The organism is Cupriavidus sp. 01L45, assembly GCF_056399885.1.
Genome location: NZ_JBFTSG010000014.1, coordinates 102,746 through 118,114 on the forward strand (window position 1 = coordinate 102,746; position 15,369 = coordinate 118,114).

Annotated in this window: 15 protein-coding genes; 9 read left to right on the forward strand and 6 right to left on the reverse strand. The window is 63.4% G+C overall.

Going from position 1 to position 15,369, the window contains the following annotated elements; genetic code table 11:
• The first annotated feature begins 131 nt into the window (after positions 1 to 131).
• Positions 132 to 1,283 (forward strand): quinolinate synthase NadA, encoded by a 1,152-nt coding sequence (gene nadA, locus AC1DT6_RS12050; RefSeq protein ID WP_441626376.1) that lies wholly within the window; start codon positions 132 to 134, stop codon positions 1,281 to 1,283.
• Complete coding sequence (nadC, locus tag AC1DT6_RS12055; RefSeq protein ID WP_441626378.1) at positions 1,280 to 2,167, forward strand: carboxylating nicotinate-nucleotide diphosphorylase; 888 nt, start codon at positions 1,280 to 1,282, stop codon at positions 2,165 to 2,167. Before nadA ends, nadC begins: the two co-directional genes overlap by 4 nt.
• A 96-nt stretch (positions 2,168 to 2,263) precedes the next feature.
• On the opposite strand, the gene nadB is transcribed toward nadC, so the two are convergent.
• From nadB to radC, 4 genes are all read right to left on the reverse strand, one after another.
• Entirely contained in the window at positions 2,264 to 3,862 is a 1,599-nt protein-coding gene (nadB, locus tag AC1DT6_RS12060; protein WP_477114705.1) for an L-aspartate oxidase, read from the reverse strand.
• A 196-nt stretch (positions 3,863 to 4,058) separates the two neighbouring features.
• Positions 4,059 to 4,229, reverse strand: coding sequence for a 50S ribosomal protein L33 (rpmG, locus tag AC1DT6_RS12065; RefSeq protein ID WP_006157508.1), 171 nt, complete (start codon positions 4,227 to 4,229; stop codon positions 4,059 to 4,061).
• 13 nt (positions 4,230 to 4,242) lie between these two features.
• The gene (gene rpmB, locus AC1DT6_RS12070) at positions 4,243 to 4,476 is read right to left on the reverse strand and encodes a 50S ribosomal protein L28 (protein ID WP_035867349.1); all 234 of its coding nucleotides are present in this window, start codon (positions 4,474 to 4,476) and stop codon (positions 4,243 to 4,245) included.
• Between the two features lie 188 nt (positions 4,477 to 4,664).
• A complete protein-coding gene (gene radC / locus AC1DT6_RS12075; RefSeq protein WP_441626382.1) occupies positions 4,665 to 5,339 on the reverse strand; it encodes a RadC family protein in 675 nt (224 codons plus the stop codon).
• 90 nt (positions 5,340 to 5,429) lie between these two features.
• On the opposite strand from radC, the gene AC1DT6_RS12080 reads away from it, so the two are divergent.
• The 7 genes from AC1DT6_RS12080 (at position 5,430) to AC1DT6_RS12110 (ending at position 12,740) form a co-directional block, all read left to right on the forward strand.
• The gene (locus AC1DT6_RS12080; protein ID WP_441626384.1) at positions 5,430 to 5,921 is read left to right on the forward strand and encodes an FKBP-type peptidyl-prolyl cis-trans isomerase; all 492 of its coding nucleotides are present in this window, start codon (positions 5,430 to 5,432) and stop codon (positions 5,919 to 5,921) included.
• Between the two features lie 46 nt (positions 5,922 to 5,967).
• Positions 5,968 to 6,930: a 4-hydroxy-3-methylbut-2-enyl diphosphate reductase gene (ispH, locus tag AC1DT6_RS12085; protein ID WP_441626386.1), complete on the forward strand. Its 963-nt coding sequence runs from the start codon at positions 5,968 to 5,970 to the stop codon at positions 6,928 to 6,930.
• Between the two features lie 767 nt (positions 6,931 to 7,697).
• Positions 7,698 to 8,900 carry a branched-chain amino acid ABC transporter substrate-binding protein gene (locus tag AC1DT6_RS12090; protein WP_035867344.1) on the forward strand — a complete coding sequence of 401 codons (1,203 nt, stop codon included), beginning with the start codon at positions 7,698 to 7,700 and terminating at the stop codon, positions 8,898 to 8,900.
• A 208-nt stretch (positions 8,901 to 9,108) separates the two neighbouring features.
• The gene (locus tag AC1DT6_RS12095) at positions 9,109 to 10,044 is read left to right on the forward strand and encodes a branched-chain amino acid ABC transporter permease (RefSeq protein WP_276287479.1); all 936 of its coding nucleotides are present in this window, start codon (positions 9,109 to 9,111) and stop codon (positions 10,042 to 10,044) included.
• A 13-nt stretch (positions 10,045 to 10,057) separates the two neighbouring features.
• The gene (locus AC1DT6_RS12100; protein ID WP_477114706.1) at positions 10,058 to 11,218 is read left to right on the forward strand and encodes an ABC transporter permease subunit; all 1,161 of its coding nucleotides are present in this window, start codon (positions 10,058 to 10,060) and stop codon (positions 11,216 to 11,218) included.
• Between the two features lie 13 nt (positions 11,219 to 11,231).
• Positions 11,232 to 12,008 carry an ABC transporter ATP-binding protein gene (locus AC1DT6_RS12105; protein WP_045237647.1) on the forward strand — a complete coding sequence of 259 codons (777 nt, stop codon included), beginning with the start codon at positions 11,232 to 11,234 and terminating at the stop codon, positions 12,006 to 12,008.
• Between the two features lie 15 nt (positions 12,009 to 12,023).
• Entirely contained in the window at positions 12,024 to 12,740 is a 717-nt protein-coding gene (locus AC1DT6_RS12110) for an ABC transporter ATP-binding protein (RefSeq protein WP_441626391.1), read from the forward strand.
• A gap of 102 nt (positions 12,741 to 12,842) precedes the next feature.
• Here AC1DT6_RS12110 and AC1DT6_RS12115 read toward each other — a convergent pair whose 3' ends face one another.
• Positions 12,843 to 14,030: an acetylornithine transaminase gene (locus tag AC1DT6_RS12115; protein ID WP_045237649.1), complete on the reverse strand. Its 1,188-nt coding sequence runs from the start codon at positions 14,028 to 14,030 to the stop codon at positions 12,843 to 12,845.
• 263 nt (positions 14,031 to 14,293) lie between these two features.
• A complete protein-coding gene (locus AC1DT6_RS12120; protein WP_477114707.1) occupies positions 14,294 to 15,364 on the reverse strand; it encodes a CDP-6-deoxy-delta-3,4-glucoseen reductase in 1,071 nt (356 codons plus the stop codon).
• Between the last annotated feature and the right edge of the window lie 5 nt (positions 15,365 to 15,369).

Consider the following 15,369-nt stretch of genomic DNA (forward strand, 5'->3'; position numbering starts at 1 on the left):
CCGGCGTGGCCTGATACAATTTAGCTCGCCCGAAAGCCCCGCCCCTGGCGGGGCTTTTGTTTTCGCTAAACTCCCCCAATGTAAGGGCTGGCTGCGAAATCCAGGCGCGCGGCCCCAGAGGAGTATCGGAGATGACCCCCCAAACGATCAAGACCGTCGAGTTCGAGAAACCGAACCTGTCGACGGAGTCCCCTGATGGCGGCAGCTGCGTCGCCCATGCCTGGGCCAAGGTGCCCCCGGTGCTGTCGGCACAGGAGCGCACGGCGCTGAAGGCGCGCATCAAGGATTTGCTCAAGCAGCGCAATGCGGTGCTGGTAGCGCACTATTACGTCGATTCGGACCTGCAGGACCTGGCGGAAGAAACCGGCGGCTGCGTGTCGGATTCGCTGGAAATGGCGCGCTTCGGCCGCGACCACCCGGCCAAGACGCTGGTGGTGGCTGGCGTTCGCTTCATGGGCGAGACCGCCAAGATCCTCAGTCCGGAAAAGACCATCCTGATGCCCGACCTTGACGCGACGTGCTCGCTCGACCTGGGTTGCCCGGCCGACGAGTTCGCCGCGTTCTGCGATGCGCATCCCGACCGTACGGTGGTGGTCTACGCCAATACCAGCGCGGCCGTGAAGGCACGCGCGGACTGGATGGTGACCTCCAGCATCGGCCTGAAGATCGTCGAGCACCTGCACGCACGCGGCGAGAAGATTCTGTGGGCACCGGACAAGCACCTGGGCGGCTATATCCAGAAGCAGACCGGCGCGGACATGTTGTTGTGGCAGGGCTCCTGCCTGGTGCACGACGAGTTCAAGGGTATCGAGCTGGATCTGCTGCGCCGCGAGTTCCCCAAGGCCAAGATCCTCGTGCATCCGGAGTCGCCGGCCAATGTGGTGGAGCAGGCCGATGTGGTTGGCTCGACCTCGCAGCTGATCGCGGCGGTCCAGGAGCTGGATGCCCGCGAATTCATCGTTGCGACCGATAACGGCATCCTGCACAAGATGCGGCTGGCCGCACCCGACAAGCATTTCATCGAGGCGCCCACCGCCGGGAACAGTGCGACCTGCAAGAGTTGCGCGCACTGCCCGTGGATGGCGATGAATGCACTGACCAACCTGGCTGAGGTGCTTGAGCGCGGCCATAACGAAATTCATGTCGATGCCGCCATCGGCCGCCAGGCTGTGATCTGCATCGACCGCATGCTCGATTTCGCCGCGCGGCAGAAGGCCAATGTGCGGCCCAAGGCCGATTTGGCCAGCGAGCAGGCTTTGTTCAAGGGAATCGGTCCGGCATGAGCAGTAATGCAAACGTGAACGCAAACGTCAATCCAGTTTTCGACAGCTACGGCGCGGCGCTGGCCGAGGCCCTGAAAGCCAATGTACGCGCGGCCATCGCCGAGGATGTCGGCAGCGGCGACCTGACCGGTTTGCTGGTGCCCGCAGCCAAGTCCGCACGGGCTCGCGTGATCGTGCGCGAGCAAGCCGTGCTATGCGGTCAGCCGTGGTTCGAGGCCTGCATGCGCGCGGTGGATCCCGCGCTGCAGGTTCGCTGGCAGCAAGCCGAAGGCGCCCGCATGGCACCGGACTCGGTGGTGTGCGAGATCACGGGACCGGCCCGCTCGCTGCTGACCGCGGAGCGGCCAGCGCTGAACTTCCTGCAGTTGCTGTCCGGCGTGGCTACCGCTACGCGCCGTTATGCCGATCTGGTCGAGGGGACGCGCGCGCGCGTGCTGGATACCCGCAAGACCTTGCCGGGCCTGCGCCTGGCACAGAAGTACGCGGTCAAGGTCGGTGGCGGTGATAACCAGCGTCTGGCGCTGTACGATGGCATCCTGATCAAGGAGAACCACATCGCCGCGGCAGGCAGCATTACCGCGGCCATGCGGGCAGCAGCCGCACTCGATGCGGGCGTGTCGGTGCAGGTGGAGGTGGAAAGCCTGGCGGAGCTGGAGGAGGCGTTGGCGGCCGATGCGAAATCGATCCTGATCGACAATTTTACCGAGGCGATGATGTGCGATGCCGTGCGTATCAATGCTGGGCGCGCGTTGCTGGAAGTCTCGGGTGGCGTCAATGCGGATACCATTCGCGCCTTTGCCGAGACCGGTGTCGACCGGATCTCGGTGGGTGCGCTGACCAAGGATGTGCGCGCCACGGACTATTCGTTGCGCATCATCGAGTAATCTGGCGTTTGAAGCACATCGGTAAATTGGCTGTCCGGAAAGAAAAAGCGCGCTGCGAGGCGCGCTTTTTCTTTGCGTGATGGAAAGCGAGGAACGCTACTTCGCCCGCTCGCGCTTGAACAACGGCTGCATCACGGTCGGCAGCGCTTTTGGCAAGGTCTCCGGATAGTCGCGGCTAAAGTGCAAACCGCGGCTTTCGTGGCGCGAATAGGCGCTATCGACGATCAATGAGGCGACTTCCACCAGGTTGCGCAATTCCAGCAGGTCGCGCGTCACGCGGAAGTTGGCATAGTATTCGGCTATTTCCTCGCGCAGCAGGCTGATACGGTGTTGCGCGCGCTCAAGCCGCTTGCTGGTGCGCACGATGCCGACGTAATTCCACATCATGCGGCGCAGCTCGTCCCAGTTGTGCGATACAACCACTTCCTCGTCGGCATCCGCCACCCGGCTTTCATCCCAGCCGGGCAGGGTGATGTCCGGCTGACCAGCCTTGTCCTGGCCGGCAATGTCGAGTGCCGCCGCGCGCCCGATCACCATGCACTCGAGCAGTGAGTTGGAGGCTAGGCGGTTGGCGCCGTGCAATCCGGTGCAACCGGTTTCGCCAACGGCGTAGAGATTGGCCAGGTCGGTGCGGCCCGCCGTGTCGGTCACCACGCCGCCACAGGTGTAGTGCGCAGCCGGCACCACCGGGATCGGTTCGCGCGCAATGTCGATGCCCAGCTCCAGGCAACGTGCATGGATGGTCGGGAAGTGCTCGCGCAGGAAGGATTCGGGCTGGTGGCTGATGTCGAGGTGCACGTAGTCCAGCCCGCGCTTCTTCATTTCGAAGTCGATCGCGCGCGCCACCACGTCGCGCGGAGCCAACTCGGCGCGCTCGTCGTGCTCGGGCATGAAGCGCGTGCCATCGGGCAGCTTGAGCAGGCCACCTTCGCCGCGCACTGCCTCCGAAATCAGGAAGGACTTGGCGTACGGGTGGTACAGGCAGGTCGGGTGGAACTGGATGAATTCCATGTTCGATACACGGCAACCCGCCCGCCAGGCCATGGCGATGCCGTCGCCGGTGGCCGTGTCGGGATTGGTGGTGTAGAGGTAGACCTTGCCCGCGCCACCCGTGGCCAGCACGGTGTGCGTAGCGGTGATGGTCTGCACTTCGCCGCTGGCGTCATCCAGCACGTAAAGGCCATAGCAGCGGTTGCCCGGCAAGCCGAGCTTGCGCGAGGTGATCAGGTCCAYCGCGAAGTGGTCTTCGATGATCGTGATGTTGGGGTGCTGGCGTGCCTGCTCGGTGAGGGTGGACACGACGGCGTGGCCGGTCGCGTCCGCGGCGTGGATGATGCGCCGCCGACTGTGTCCGCCTTCCCGCGTCAGGTGGTAGCCCAGTTCGGCCTGGTCGTCGCGCGTGAACGGCACGCCGCGGTCGATCAGCCACTGGATGGCTTCGCGCCCGTGCTCGACGATATAACGCGTTGCGCTGTCATCGCACAGGCCCGCGCCTGCCACCAGGGTGTCCTGATGGTGCTCGTCATGGCTGTCGCCCGAGTCCAGCACCGCGGCGATGCCGCCCTGTGCCCAGTCGCTGGCGCCCGTCGTCATGGCGCGTTTGCAGATGATGACAACCCGATGGGTGTCGGCCAGTTGCAGCGCGACCGTCAGACCGGCCAGTCCGCTGCCGACAATGGCGACATCGAAGTTCATGATGCGAGAGACGCGCGCGTGGCGCGGTCGGGAGGCAGGAAAGCTGGAAAGTGTACACCGGCGGCGCGCTTGCGTGGGCAGTGCTGCGGAGTCGCGCCAGTGATGCGGCTTTTGCGCCGCGTAAAAAGCAAAAACCCCGCCTGAGCGGGGTTTCTACTAACATGCCGCGCGATCGGCATGTGGAAGACAGGATCAATTACTTGATCTTGGTTTCCTTGTACGACACGTGCTTGCGGGCGACGGGATCGAACTTCATGATCTCCATCTTTTCCGGCATCGTGCGCTTGTTCTTGGTGGTCGTGTAGAAGTGACCCGTACCTGCAGTCGACTCCAACTTGATTTTATCGCGTCCGCCTTTGCTGGCCATGATGTGCTCCTAATTAGACTTCGCCGCGTGCGCGCAGATCTACGAGCACGGAGTCGATGCCTTTCTTGTCGATCAGGCGCAGGCCGGCGTTCGAGACGCGCAGGCTCACCCAGCGGTTTTCCGATTCAACAAAGAAACGACGATTCTGCAGGTTGGGCAGAAAACGGCGCTTGGTCTTGTTGTTTGCGTGGGAAACGTTGTTGCCGACCATCGGCGCTTTCCCGGTCACTTGACAGACGCGTGCCATGAAGCACTCCTAACTCTTCTACGTGGACAATGTTCGCAACAGATCAACAAAAGGCGCGCTGGCCCGGACTGCAGCGGTTGAGACTTCAGCAAACGAGCATTATAGACCGGAAAGCGATGATGAATCAATGCCTTCCGTCGTTTACCGTGCAGGGGTGTGCATTCATGCGGTTGGCGTCACATGTCGCGTCACAACTGGCCGTGCTCGGAGAAGGAGTGAATGCTGCTGCCCGCCACGACGAAATGGTCGAGTACCTGTACGTCGATCAAGGCGAGGGAGCGGCACAGCGCGCGGGTCATGGCTAGATCGGCCGGGCTGGGCGTGGCGTTGCCCGACGGGTGGTTGTGGGCGACGATCACAGCCGCGGCGTTGTGTGAAAGTGCCTTTCGCGCTACCTCGCGCGGGTAGACGCTGGTCTGGGTCAGGGTGCCGCGAAATAGTTCTTCGCTGGCCAGGAGCCCGTTGCGCGCGTCGAGAAAGAGGCAGTGAAAGACTTCATGGGGAAGCCTCGCCAGCGTCAGGCGCAGGTAGTTGCGCACAGCCGTGGGTGAGTTCAGCGCGCCCGGCAACTGCAGTTGCTCAGCCAGCGTGCGCCGGGTGAGTTCCTGCGCCGCCTGCAGTTGCGCGTACTTGGCGCTGCCGATGCCCTTGATGCTGGCCAGTTGCCCGGCGCTGGCGGAAAGCAGGCTGCTCAGCGAGCCGAAATGGTTAAGAAGCTCGCATGCCAGGTCCACTGCACTTTTTCCGGCGACGCCCACGCGCAGGAATACGGCGAGCAGCTCGGCATCCGAGAGTGCTGCGGCGCCGCTACAGAGAAGCTTCTCGCGTGGCCGCTCGTTGCTGGGCCAGTCGGTAATACGCATGACACGATCCCCCCGGAACAATGGCACCGCGGACAAGGCGGCGCTCGGTCGAGTCGCTTACAATACGGGTTGTCGACAGGTTGAGCACTCATGAATTTGCAAACTATTGCTTCCGGTCCGAAGGACGGCGCCGCGGACGGTCGGAAGACCGTGCAGGCGGATTCCTTCCTGACCCTTCACTACAGCATCTCCCTCGAGAATGGCACTGAGATCATCAGTACCTTTGACGAGAAGCCCGCCACGTTGCTGCTGGGGCAAGGCCAGTTCGCGCCCACCCTGGAGCAGGCCCTGCTGGGCATGCCGGAGGGCGAGCGCATGACTTACCGGCTGGCGGCGGAGCATGCCTTCGGTCCGCGCAACCCTGAGCTGCTGCAACGGGTTTCGCTGGCGACGCTGCGCGAGAACAGCTCGTTCGAAGAAGACTACGCCCCGGGCGACCTGGTGGAGTTCAACGCGCCGGGAGGCGGAAAGTACGCCGGTGTGCTCAAGGAGATCGGGGCGACGTCGGCGCTGTTCGATTTCAACCACCCGCTGGCCGGGCAGACCATCCTGTTCGATGTCCAGCTGATCGGCATTCTCTAAGCACCACCGGCCGGCAACCGCCGGCATCCTTGAATCGAATCCTTGCATGTCTGAGCTCACCACAGCCACCGATGCCGAGATCCTGATGGCGCAGCCGCGCGGCTTCTGCGCCGGTGTGGATCGTGCCATCGAGATCGTCGAGCGCGCCCTTGAACGCTACGGCGCGCCTATCTATGTGCGCCACGAAATTGTGCACAACGCCTACGTGGTGGAAGACCTGCGCCGCAAGGGCGCTGTCTTCGTGCAGGAACTGGAGGAGGTGCCCCCGGGCTCCACAGTGATCTTCAGTGCGCATGGCGTATCAAAGGAAGTGCGTGCCGACGCCACGGTGCGCGGCCTCAACGTCTTCGATGCCACCTGTCCGCTGGTGACCAAGGTGCATGTGGAAGTCGGCAAGATGCGCGCCGAGGGCTGCGAGATCATCATGATCGGCCACAAGGGCCATCCCGAAGTCGAGGGCACCATGGGGCAGGCCGAAGGCGGCATGCTGCTGGTCGAGTCCGCCGAAGATGTGGCGAAGCTGCAGGTGGCCGACCCCGGGCGGCTCGCCTTCGTGACCCAGACCACGCTCTCGGTCGACGAGACGCTGGAGATCGTCGCTGCGCTCAAGGCGCGCTTCCCGCTGATCCGCGAACCCAAGAAGCAGGACATCTGCTACGCCACCCAGAACCGCCAGGATGCCGTCAAGTTCATGGCGCCGCAGGTGGAGGTGGTGATCGTGGTGGGCAGTCCCAACAGTTCGAACTCCAACCGCTTGCGCGAGCTCGCCGAACGCCTCGGTGTGCCGGCCTACATGATCGATTCGCCGGATCAGCTGCGTGCGGAGTGGGTCGCGGGCAAGCGCCGCATCGGGCTGACAGCCGGCGCGTCCGCACCGGAGGCGCTGGCGCAGTCCATCGTCGAGCGCCTGCACCTGCTGGGAGTGCGCAACGTGCGTGCGCTGGATGGCATCGAAGAGAAGATGTCGTTCCCCCTGCCGCGGGGCCTGCAGCAAGTCACTCCCGCCTGATTCGCTGCTGATTCCGTAGCGGCCGGCGGCTGTCTCATGGCGCTGCCGGCACCGGCTGGCGCAGACCCTCCTTTCCAGATTGGTGCATCATCCCCGTGCCGGCCCCTGGCCGGGGCCGCAGCGCGCCCGCTGCGGCTGGCGCTCGTCTTGCTTCCCACTTTCCCGTCCACGCCCGTCCACGCGCGCAGGCATGCCCGTCGCAATCCAGTCCAGGCTGGTGCAACTGGTTGCGGCCTGCTTCGCACCACTCCATTGCCACGGTTGCACCAATATATCGCATCGATATATAGCCCGGTATTCCTTGGATAATGCGCATACTTGCCGCCGCGGCCCTTGTACCTGTCTGCACTAAAAGACAACCAAGGGAAATCCCTGTAATTGGGGATTTCCCTATTATGGTGCCGGCGTGCTCGCTCGTTGTATATGAATGAGGTGGGCCATATTAAATGAAACACCTATTTAATACGGCGCCTGAATGAGTGATGCAAACGCTGCAAATGCGGCCTCTGGCCTGCGGTAGGCACGAATCTTGTTAGTGTCAACGGCTAGCCTCCATGTAGGCGGGAATTGCCCCAATTTGTGCATTGGGGAAATTCCCTAGCTCATTTGGTGGGTTAATCCTTCAGGTTGTTGCGTCGCATATTGCATCCGTATAAAAAGGGAATACAATTCGCGCGTTTCAAATTGAAACTAAACTATGGCGGTTCAGGGGAAACGTCCGGGGGGCGTTGGTTTACCCTGATCATGTGAATCCTAGGAGATCACTCATGCAAATCACGTTTGCCAAGATTCTGCCGATCGCAGCCGCAGTGGCGCTGGTTACTGCTTGCGGCAAGAAAGAAGAAAAGCCGGCCGAGCCGGCAGCGTCGGCGCCTGCCGCGGCTGCGCCCGCAGCGGGTGGCGGCGAAGTTGTAGTCAAGATCGGCCACGCGGCACCGCTCACCGGCGGTATCGCTCACCTTGGCAAGGACAACGAAAACGGCGCTCGCCTGGCCGTGGAAGAAGTCAACAAGGCCGGCCTGGAAGTCAACGGCAAGAAGGTCAAGCTCGAACTGGTCGGCGAAGACGATGCGGGCGACCCGAAGACCGGCACCGCCGTGGCGCAGAAGCTGGTGGACGCGAAGGTCGTGGCCGTGGTCGGTCACCTGAATTCGGGCGTATCGATCCCGGCCTCCAAGATCTATAGCGATGCCGGCATCGTGCAGATCTCGCCGTCGTCGACCAACCCCGACTACACCAAGCAAGGGTTCAAGACGACCTTCCGCGTGGTCGCCACCGATGCCCAGCAGGGTCCGGCGCTGGCCAACTACGCCACCAAGAGCCTGCACGCCAAGAGCGTGGCCATCGTTGACGATGCCACTGCCTACGGCAAGGGCCTGGCCGACGAATTCGAGAAGACCGCCAAGGCTTCCGGCGTGAACGTGGTGGCGCGTGAAGCCACCAACGACAAGGCCACCGACTTCAAGGCCATTCTGACCAAGATCAAGGGCAAGAAGCCTGATGTGATCATGTACGGCGGCATGGACGCCACCGGCGGGCCGTTCGCCAAGCAGGCCAAGGAACTCGGCATCACCTCCAAGATCGTTGGCGGCGATGGCGTATGTACCGACAAGGTGGCCGAGCTGGCCGGCGATGCCGTGCAAAACATCATCTGCTCGGAAGCTGGCCTGGCACTGTCGAAGATGGAGCAGGGAGCGGATTTCGACAAGCGCTACCAGGCTCGCTTCAATGCGCCGGTGCAGATCTATGCACCGTTCACCTATGACGCCGTGATGGTCATCGTCGACGCCATGAAGCGCGCCAACTCGACCGAACCGGCGGCCATCCTGGCCGAGATGCCCAAGACGAACTACAAGGGCCTGATCGGCACCATCGCCTTCGATGAAAAGGGCGACATGAAGGAGGGCACCATCACGCTGTACGAGTACAAGGACAAGAAGAAGACCGTCCTTGACGTCGTGAAGATGTAATCCGGGCTTACCGGCCCATCCGAACGGCACCGCGAGTATGTTGCGGTGCCGTTTTTTTAGCCTTGCCTTACATGCAGCATCCTTACCATGGGTGGAGTAGGCAGGCCGCTTACCAGCAAACAACCGCACTACCAAGCCACCCACATATCAACGTCCCCCCGGCATCCACACCATGTCGAGGGAAATTGGACGGAAGCAAGGAGTTTTCATGGATATCCTTATCCAGCAGATCGTGAACGGTCTGGTGCTAGGCAGCATCTATGCGCTGATCGCACTCGGCTACACCATGGTCTACGGCATTCTCGGGATCATCAACTTCGCCCACGGCGACGTCCTGATGATCGGCGCACTGACCGCTTTGACAGCTATCCTGGGATTGCAGAAATTTGCCCCCGGGCTACCCGAATGGCTCACGCTGGTGATCGCGACGCTGATCGCCATGCCGGTCTGCGCCGTGCTGGCGTACACCATCGAGCGGGTGGCCTACCGGCCGTTGCGCAACGCGCCACGGCTGGCCCCGCTGATCACCGCCATTGGCGTTTCCATCATCCTGCAGACCGTGGCGATGATGATCTGGTCGCGTAACCCCCTTACCTTCCCGCAACTGCTGCCCTCGGAGCCGATCGATATCGGTGCCACCGGCGCGACCATCACGGGCAAGGAAATCGTCATCATCGGCATGGCGCTGATGGTGATGGCGGGCCTGCTGACTCTCGTCAACCGCACCAAGCTCGGCCGCGCGATGCGCGCCACCGCCGAGAACCAGAAGGTGGCGGGGCTGATGGGCGTGAACCCGAACTTCGTGATCTCGGCCACCTTCATGATCGGTGCCGCGCTGGCTGCGCTGGCCGGCGTGATGATGGCGACCAACTACGGCAACGCGCACTTCTACATGGGCTTCATCCCGGGCCTGAAGGCGTTCACCGCCGCAGTGCTGGGCGGCATCGGCAACCTGGCGGGCGCCATGGTCGGCGGCATGCTGCTGGGCCTGATCGAAGCGCTGGGCGCCGGCTATATCGGCGATCTCACTGGTGGCGTATTTGGCTCGAACTACCAGGATGTGTTCGCCTTCATCGTGCTGATCATCGTCCTTGTGTTCCGTCCGTCCGGCATCATGGGCGAGCGGGTTTCCGAACGCGCCTGAGGAGAGAGAATCCATGAATACCCCGATTCCATCCCCGGCGGCGCCGGCAGCGCCGCTAACCAAGACCCCGGCCAAGACCATGGCCGCCCTGATGGCCTTCCTGGTGATCGCCCTGTGCGCGCCGTTCCTCGTGCAGACGCTGGGCGGCAACTACTGGGTGCGCGTGCTTGATTTCGCGCTGATCTACATCATGCTGGCGCTCGGCCTGAATATCGTGGTGGGCTTTGCCGGCCTGCTCGACCTCGGCTACATCGCTTTCTACGCCGTAGGGGCGTACATGATGGCCTTGCTGGGCTCGCCCCACCTGGCCAACCAGTTTGAGTGGATCCACCAGCTTTTCCCGAATGGCCTGCACCTTTCCATGTGGTTCGTGCTGCCGTTGGCCGTGCTGGTGGCGGCAACCTTCGGCGTGCTGCTTGGCGCGCCAACGCTCAAGCTGCGCGGCGACTACCTCGCCATCGTGACCCTGGGCTTTGGCGAGATCATCCGCATCTTCCTGAACAACCTCGACCGTCCGCTCAACATCACCAACGGCCCGAAGGGGATCACGGCGGTGGACCCGGTTCACATCTTCGGCTTCGATTTCTCCAAGTCGCACGAGATCTTCGGGCTGAAGTTCACGCCGGTGTTCATGTACTACTACCTGCTGGTGGTGCTGGTGATCGCCATCGTGTTCATCTGCCTGCGCCTGCAGAATTCGCGCATCGGCCGCGCCTTCGTGGCCATCCGCGAAGACGAGATCGCCGCCAAGGCGATGGGCATCAACACCCGCAACATCAAGCTGCTGGCCTTTGCCATGGGTGCGTCGTTTGGTGGTGCCTCGGGCGCGGTGTTCGGCGCCTTCCAGGGCTTTGTCTCGCCTGAGTCGTTCGTGCTGTGGGAGTCCATCTACATCCTCGCCATCGTGGTGCTGGGTGGTATGGGCCACATCCCCGGCGTGATCCTCGGCGGTATCTTGCTGGTGGGTTTCCAGGAACTGCTGCGCGCCGTGGCGGAGCCGGCGCAGAACATGCTCTTCGGCCATACCATCGTCGACGCCGAAGTGCTGCGCCAGTTGCTGTTCGGGCTGGYCCTGGTTGGCGTGATGCTGTATCGCCCGGCAGGCCTGTGGCCGTCGCCGCGCAAGGAAGACCGGCCGGTGATCCGCCGCCCGGGCAGCGTTGGCCGTTTCTGACCCGGAGGACATCATGAGCAACGAGAATTTCCTCCTGTCGGTACAGGGGGTCAACAAGCGATTCGGCGGCCTGCAGGCGCTGTCCGATGTGGGCCTGCAGATCAATCCGGGCGAAATCTACGGCCTGATCGGTCCCAACGGGGCCGGCAAGACCACCTTCTTCAACGTGATCACCGGCCTGTACACGCCGGATTCCGGCGAGTTCGTGCTGGGCGGAAAGCCCTACCAGCCCACCGCCGTACACGAAGTCGCCAAGGCGGGCATTGCCCGCACCTTCCAGAACATCCGCCTGTTCGGCGAGATGACCGCGCTGGAAAACGTGATGGTGGGGCGCCATGTGCGCACCAAGGCGGGCCTGCTCGGCGCGGTATTCCGTCCGCCCTCGGTGCGGCGCGAAGAAGAGTCGGTGGAAGACTGGGCGCACGACCTGCTGGAGTATGTCGGCATCGGCAAGTACGCCCACTTCACCTCGCGCAACCTTTCCTACGGCCATCAGCGCCGCCTGGAAATCGCGCGGGCGCTCGCCACCGAGCCAAAGCTGCTGGCGCTGGATGAACCCGCCGCCGGCATGAACGCAACCGAAAAGGTGGAACTGCGTGGCTTGCTCGACAAGATCCGCGCCGACGGCAAGACCATCCTGCTGATCGAGCACGACGTAAAGCTGGTGATGGGCTTGTGCAACCGCCTGACCGTGCTCGACTACGGCAAGGTCATCGCGCAGGGCCTGCCGCACGAAGTTCAGAGCAATCCAGCGGTGATCGAGGCTTACCTCGGTACCCCGGCGCACTGACGGGGGAAACAGACAATGAAACAAACGCTACTGAAGATATCCGGCCTGAAGGTCGCTTACGGCGGCATCCAGGCCGTCAAGGGCATCGACCTCGAGATCCGGGAAGGCGAGCTGGTCACGCTGATCGGTGCCAACGGCGCTGGGAAGACCACCACCATGAAGGCCATCACCGGGCTGCAGGGCTGGGCTGGCGGCGACGTGGAATACATGGGCAAGTCCATCAAGGGCGTGCCCAGCTACACGCTGCTCAAGCAAGGGCTGGCGATGGTGCCGGAAGGGCGCGGCGTGTTCGCGCGCATGACCATCACCGAGAACCTCCAGATGGGCGCGTATACGCGCAATGACGAGGCCGGCATCAAGTCCGACATCGACCGCATGTTCGGCGTCTTCCCGCGCCTGAAAGAGCGTGCCAACCAGCTGGCGGGCACCATGTCGGGCGGCGAACAGCAAATGCTGGCCATGGCGCGCGCGCTGATGAGCCAGCCCAAGCTGCTGCTGCTCGATGAGCCGTCGATGGGGCTGTCGCCGATCATGGTCGCGAAGATCTTCGAGGTGGTGCGCGACGTCTCCGCGCTGGGCGTGACCGTGCTGCTGGTGGAGCAGAATGCGCGGCTGGCGCTGCAGGCCGCGCACCGCGGCTATGTGATGGAATCGGGTCTGGTCACCATGAGCGGCGACGCCAAGGAGATGCTGGACGATCCGAAGGTGCGCGCGGCGTATCTGGGCGAGTGATGCTGCCCGTTTAACTCACGTTTGAAAAAGAAAGCCCCGCAACAGCTTGCGGGGCTTTTTCTTTACGTGTGACCCGGCGATGGGCCGGGCTGCAGATGAGACTCAGGCCAGCTTCTTCAGCAGCGTGCGCAGCTTGCCGATCATCAGGTCGATCTCTTCCGTGGTCACGTTCAGCGCGGGCATGAAGCGCAGCAGGTTGGGGCGCGGCGAGTTCAGCAGCAGGCCTTCCGGCTGCATGTCGCGTGCTTCTTCCACCAGCTGCGGGCCGATGTCCTTGTCGAGCACCAGCGCGCGCAGCAGGCCTTCGCCGCGTTCGCCGCCCAGGCCGAACTCGGACGACAGTGCCAGCAATTGCTCGCGCAGGTAAGCCCCTTTTTCCTGCACGCTTTGCAGGAAGCCGGGCGCGGTCAATTGCGTCATCACGGCGCTGCCGACCGCCGTCATCACCGGATTGCCGTTGTAGGTGCCGCCCTGGTCGCCGGCCTCGAAGCTGGCCACTTCAGCCTTGCACAGCAGCGCCGCCAGCGGCACGCCGCCGCCGATGCCCTTGCCCAGCGTCATGATGTCCGGTTCCACGCCCGACAGCTCATAGGCGAACATCGTGCCGCAGCGCCCGCAGCCGGTCTGCACTTCGTCGACGATGAACAGCAGCTTGTGCTTGTCGGCCAGCTTGCGCAGGCCTTGCATGAATTCGCGCGAGGCGGGGATCACGCCGCCTTCGCCCTGCACCGGCTCCAGCATGATCGCCACGGTCTTGTCGTTGATCAGCTTTTCCACCGATGCCAGGTCGTTCAGGTCGGCCTTGGGGAAGCCCGGCACCTGGGGCGCGAAGATGGTGTCCCAGCCGGCCTTGCCCGACGCGCTCATGGTGGCGAGCGTGCGGCCGTGGAAGCTGTGGTCCATGGTGATGATCTCGAACGCGCCGTTCTTGTGCTTGCGGCCCCATTTGCGCGCCAGCTTGATCGCGCCTTCGTTGGCCTCGGCGCCGCTGTTGGCGAAGAAGACCTTGTCGAAGCAGCTGCTGTCGGTGAGCTGCTTGGCCAGCTTGAGCATGGGTTCGTTGTAGAACGCCGGGCTCGGGTTGAACAGCTTTTGCGACTGCGCCACCAGCGCGTCGATCATGCCCTGGTTGGAGTGCCCCAGGCAGTTGACCGCCCAGCCTTGCACGAAGTCCAGGTATCGCTTGCCGTTATGGTCCGTGAGCCACGAGCCCTTGCCTTCGGTAAAGACGAGCTCGGGCCGGTTGGTGATGTACATCAGGGATTGGACGGGGTACTCAGCAAATGCCATGGCGGACTCCAGGGGTCGGCGTGAAACAGGGAAGAGGAGAGCGGAAAAACAAAAAGCCACGGGGGTTGCCCGTGGCTTGTCGACCTGAACAGATGCTATGGACGGTCAGCCGCGAGGCACCCCGGTGGGGAGCAACGTACGGTAGCTGCGTCGATTGATAGCGTAGTTCATGGCGGCCAATATAAGGCGCATGCGCCCGGCTGTCAAAACGAATTTTGGTCGGGCCGGGCATTGTTGCAGCGTGGGGACGGACCGGGTGGCGTTCAGGCCGCCGGTGCCRCCGCCGCGGGGGCCGGGTGCATATCGGCCTCCGAGGTGAACGAGTCGGCGAAGAAGGCGTCTTCGTGCAGGTCGCAGCGCAGGGAAAAGTCCTTGCGCGCGGCATTGATCATCACCGGCGCGCCGCAGGCGTAGACCTCGAAGCCGGACAGGTCCGGGTGGTCTTCCATCACGGCTTCGTGGACGAAGCCCGTGCGGCCGTCCCAGTCGTCGCTGGCCTGCGCGTCGGAGATCACCGGCACGTAGCGGAAGTTGGGCAGATCGCGCGCCCATTGTTCGCACAGCGTGTGCATATAGAGGTCGCGCGGGCGGCGGCCGCCCCAGTACAGCGTCATCGGGCGGGTGATGCCGGTGTAGACCGCATGCTCGACGATGGCCTTGATCGGCGCGAAGCCGGTGCCGGAGGCCAGCAGGATGATGGGCTTGTCGGAATCCTCGCGCAGGAAGAAGCTGCCCAGCGGGCCTTCGAAACGCAGGATGTCGCGCTCCTTCATGGCCGGCTGGCCGTCCTTCGCGCCGAACACGTAGTCGGTGAAGGTACCGCCCGGCATATGGCGGATATGCAGCTCGATCGGGCCTTCCTGATGGGGTGGCGTGGCGATCGAGTAGCTGCGGCGCTTGCCGTCGCGCAGCAGGAATTCAACGTACTGGCCGGCCAGGTACTGCATGCGCTCGGTGGCGGGCAGCTGCAGGCGCGCGACGACGACGTCGTCGGCCACGCGCTCCATCGAGGCGACGCGGCACGGGATCTTCTTGATGGGAATATCGCCGGCGCCATGCACCTCGCGGCATTCGATGGTGACGTCCGAGGTGGCCGTGGCGCAGCAGAACAGCGCGCGGCCCTCGGTTTTCTCCTGCGCGGAAAGCGCGGATGCGGCATGATCGCCCTGGACGATGCCGCCGGCGGTGACACGGCCCTTGCACGATCCGCACGCGCCGTTCTTGCAGCCGTAGGGCAGGCCGATGCTGTGGCGCAGGGCCGCGCTGAGGATGGTTTCGTCCGCGGCCGCTTCGAACTGGCGGCCGCTGGGCATGACGGTAACTTGATAAGCCATGATCA

Bases quoted from the DNA above. Each gene is read 5' to 3' on its own strand.
- nadA (WP_441626376.1), top strand. From the start codon at position 132: ATGACCCCCCAAACGATCAAGACCGTCGAGTTCGAGAAACCGAACCTG.
- nadC (WP_441626378.1), top strand. From the start codon at position 1,280: ATGAGCAGTAATGCAAACGTGAACGCAAACGTCAATCCAGTTTTCGAC.
- rpmG (WP_006157508.1), bottom strand. From the start codon at position 4,229: ATGGCCAGCAAAGGCGGACGCGATAAAATCAAGTTGGAGTCGACTGCA.
- rpmB (WP_035867349.1), bottom strand. From the start codon at position 4,476: ATGGCACGCGTCTGTCAAGTGACCGGGAAAGCGCCGATGGTCGGCAAC.
- radC (WP_441626382.1), bottom strand. From the start codon at position 5,339: ATGCGTATTACCGACTGGCCCAGCAACGAGCGGCCACGCGAGAAGCTT.
- AC1DT6_RS12080 (WP_441626384.1), top strand. From the start codon at position 5,430: ATGAATTTGCAAACTATTGCTTCCGGTCCGAAGGACGGCGCCGCGGAC.
- ispH (WP_441626386.1), top strand. From the start codon at position 5,968: ATGTCTGAGCTCACCACAGCCACCGATGCCGAGATCCTGATGGCGCAG.
- AC1DT6_RS12090 (WP_035867344.1), top strand. From the start codon at position 7,698: ATGCAAATCACGTTTGCCAAGATTCTGCCGATCGCAGCCGCAGTGGCG.
- AC1DT6_RS12095 (WP_276287479.1), top strand. From the start codon at position 9,109: ATGGATATCCTTATCCAGCAGATCGTGAACGGTCTGGTGCTAGGCAGC.
- AC1DT6_RS12105 (WP_045237647.1), top strand. From the start codon at position 11,232: ATGAGCAACGAGAATTTCCTCCTGTCGGTACAGGGGGTCAACAAGCGA.
- AC1DT6_RS12110 (WP_441626391.1), top strand. From the start codon at position 12,024: ATGAAACAAACGCTACTGAAGATATCCGGCCTGAAGGTCGCTTACGGC.
- AC1DT6_RS12115 (WP_045237649.1), bottom strand. From the start codon at position 14,030: ATGGCATTTGCTGAGTACCCCGTCCAATCCCTGATGTACATCACCAAC.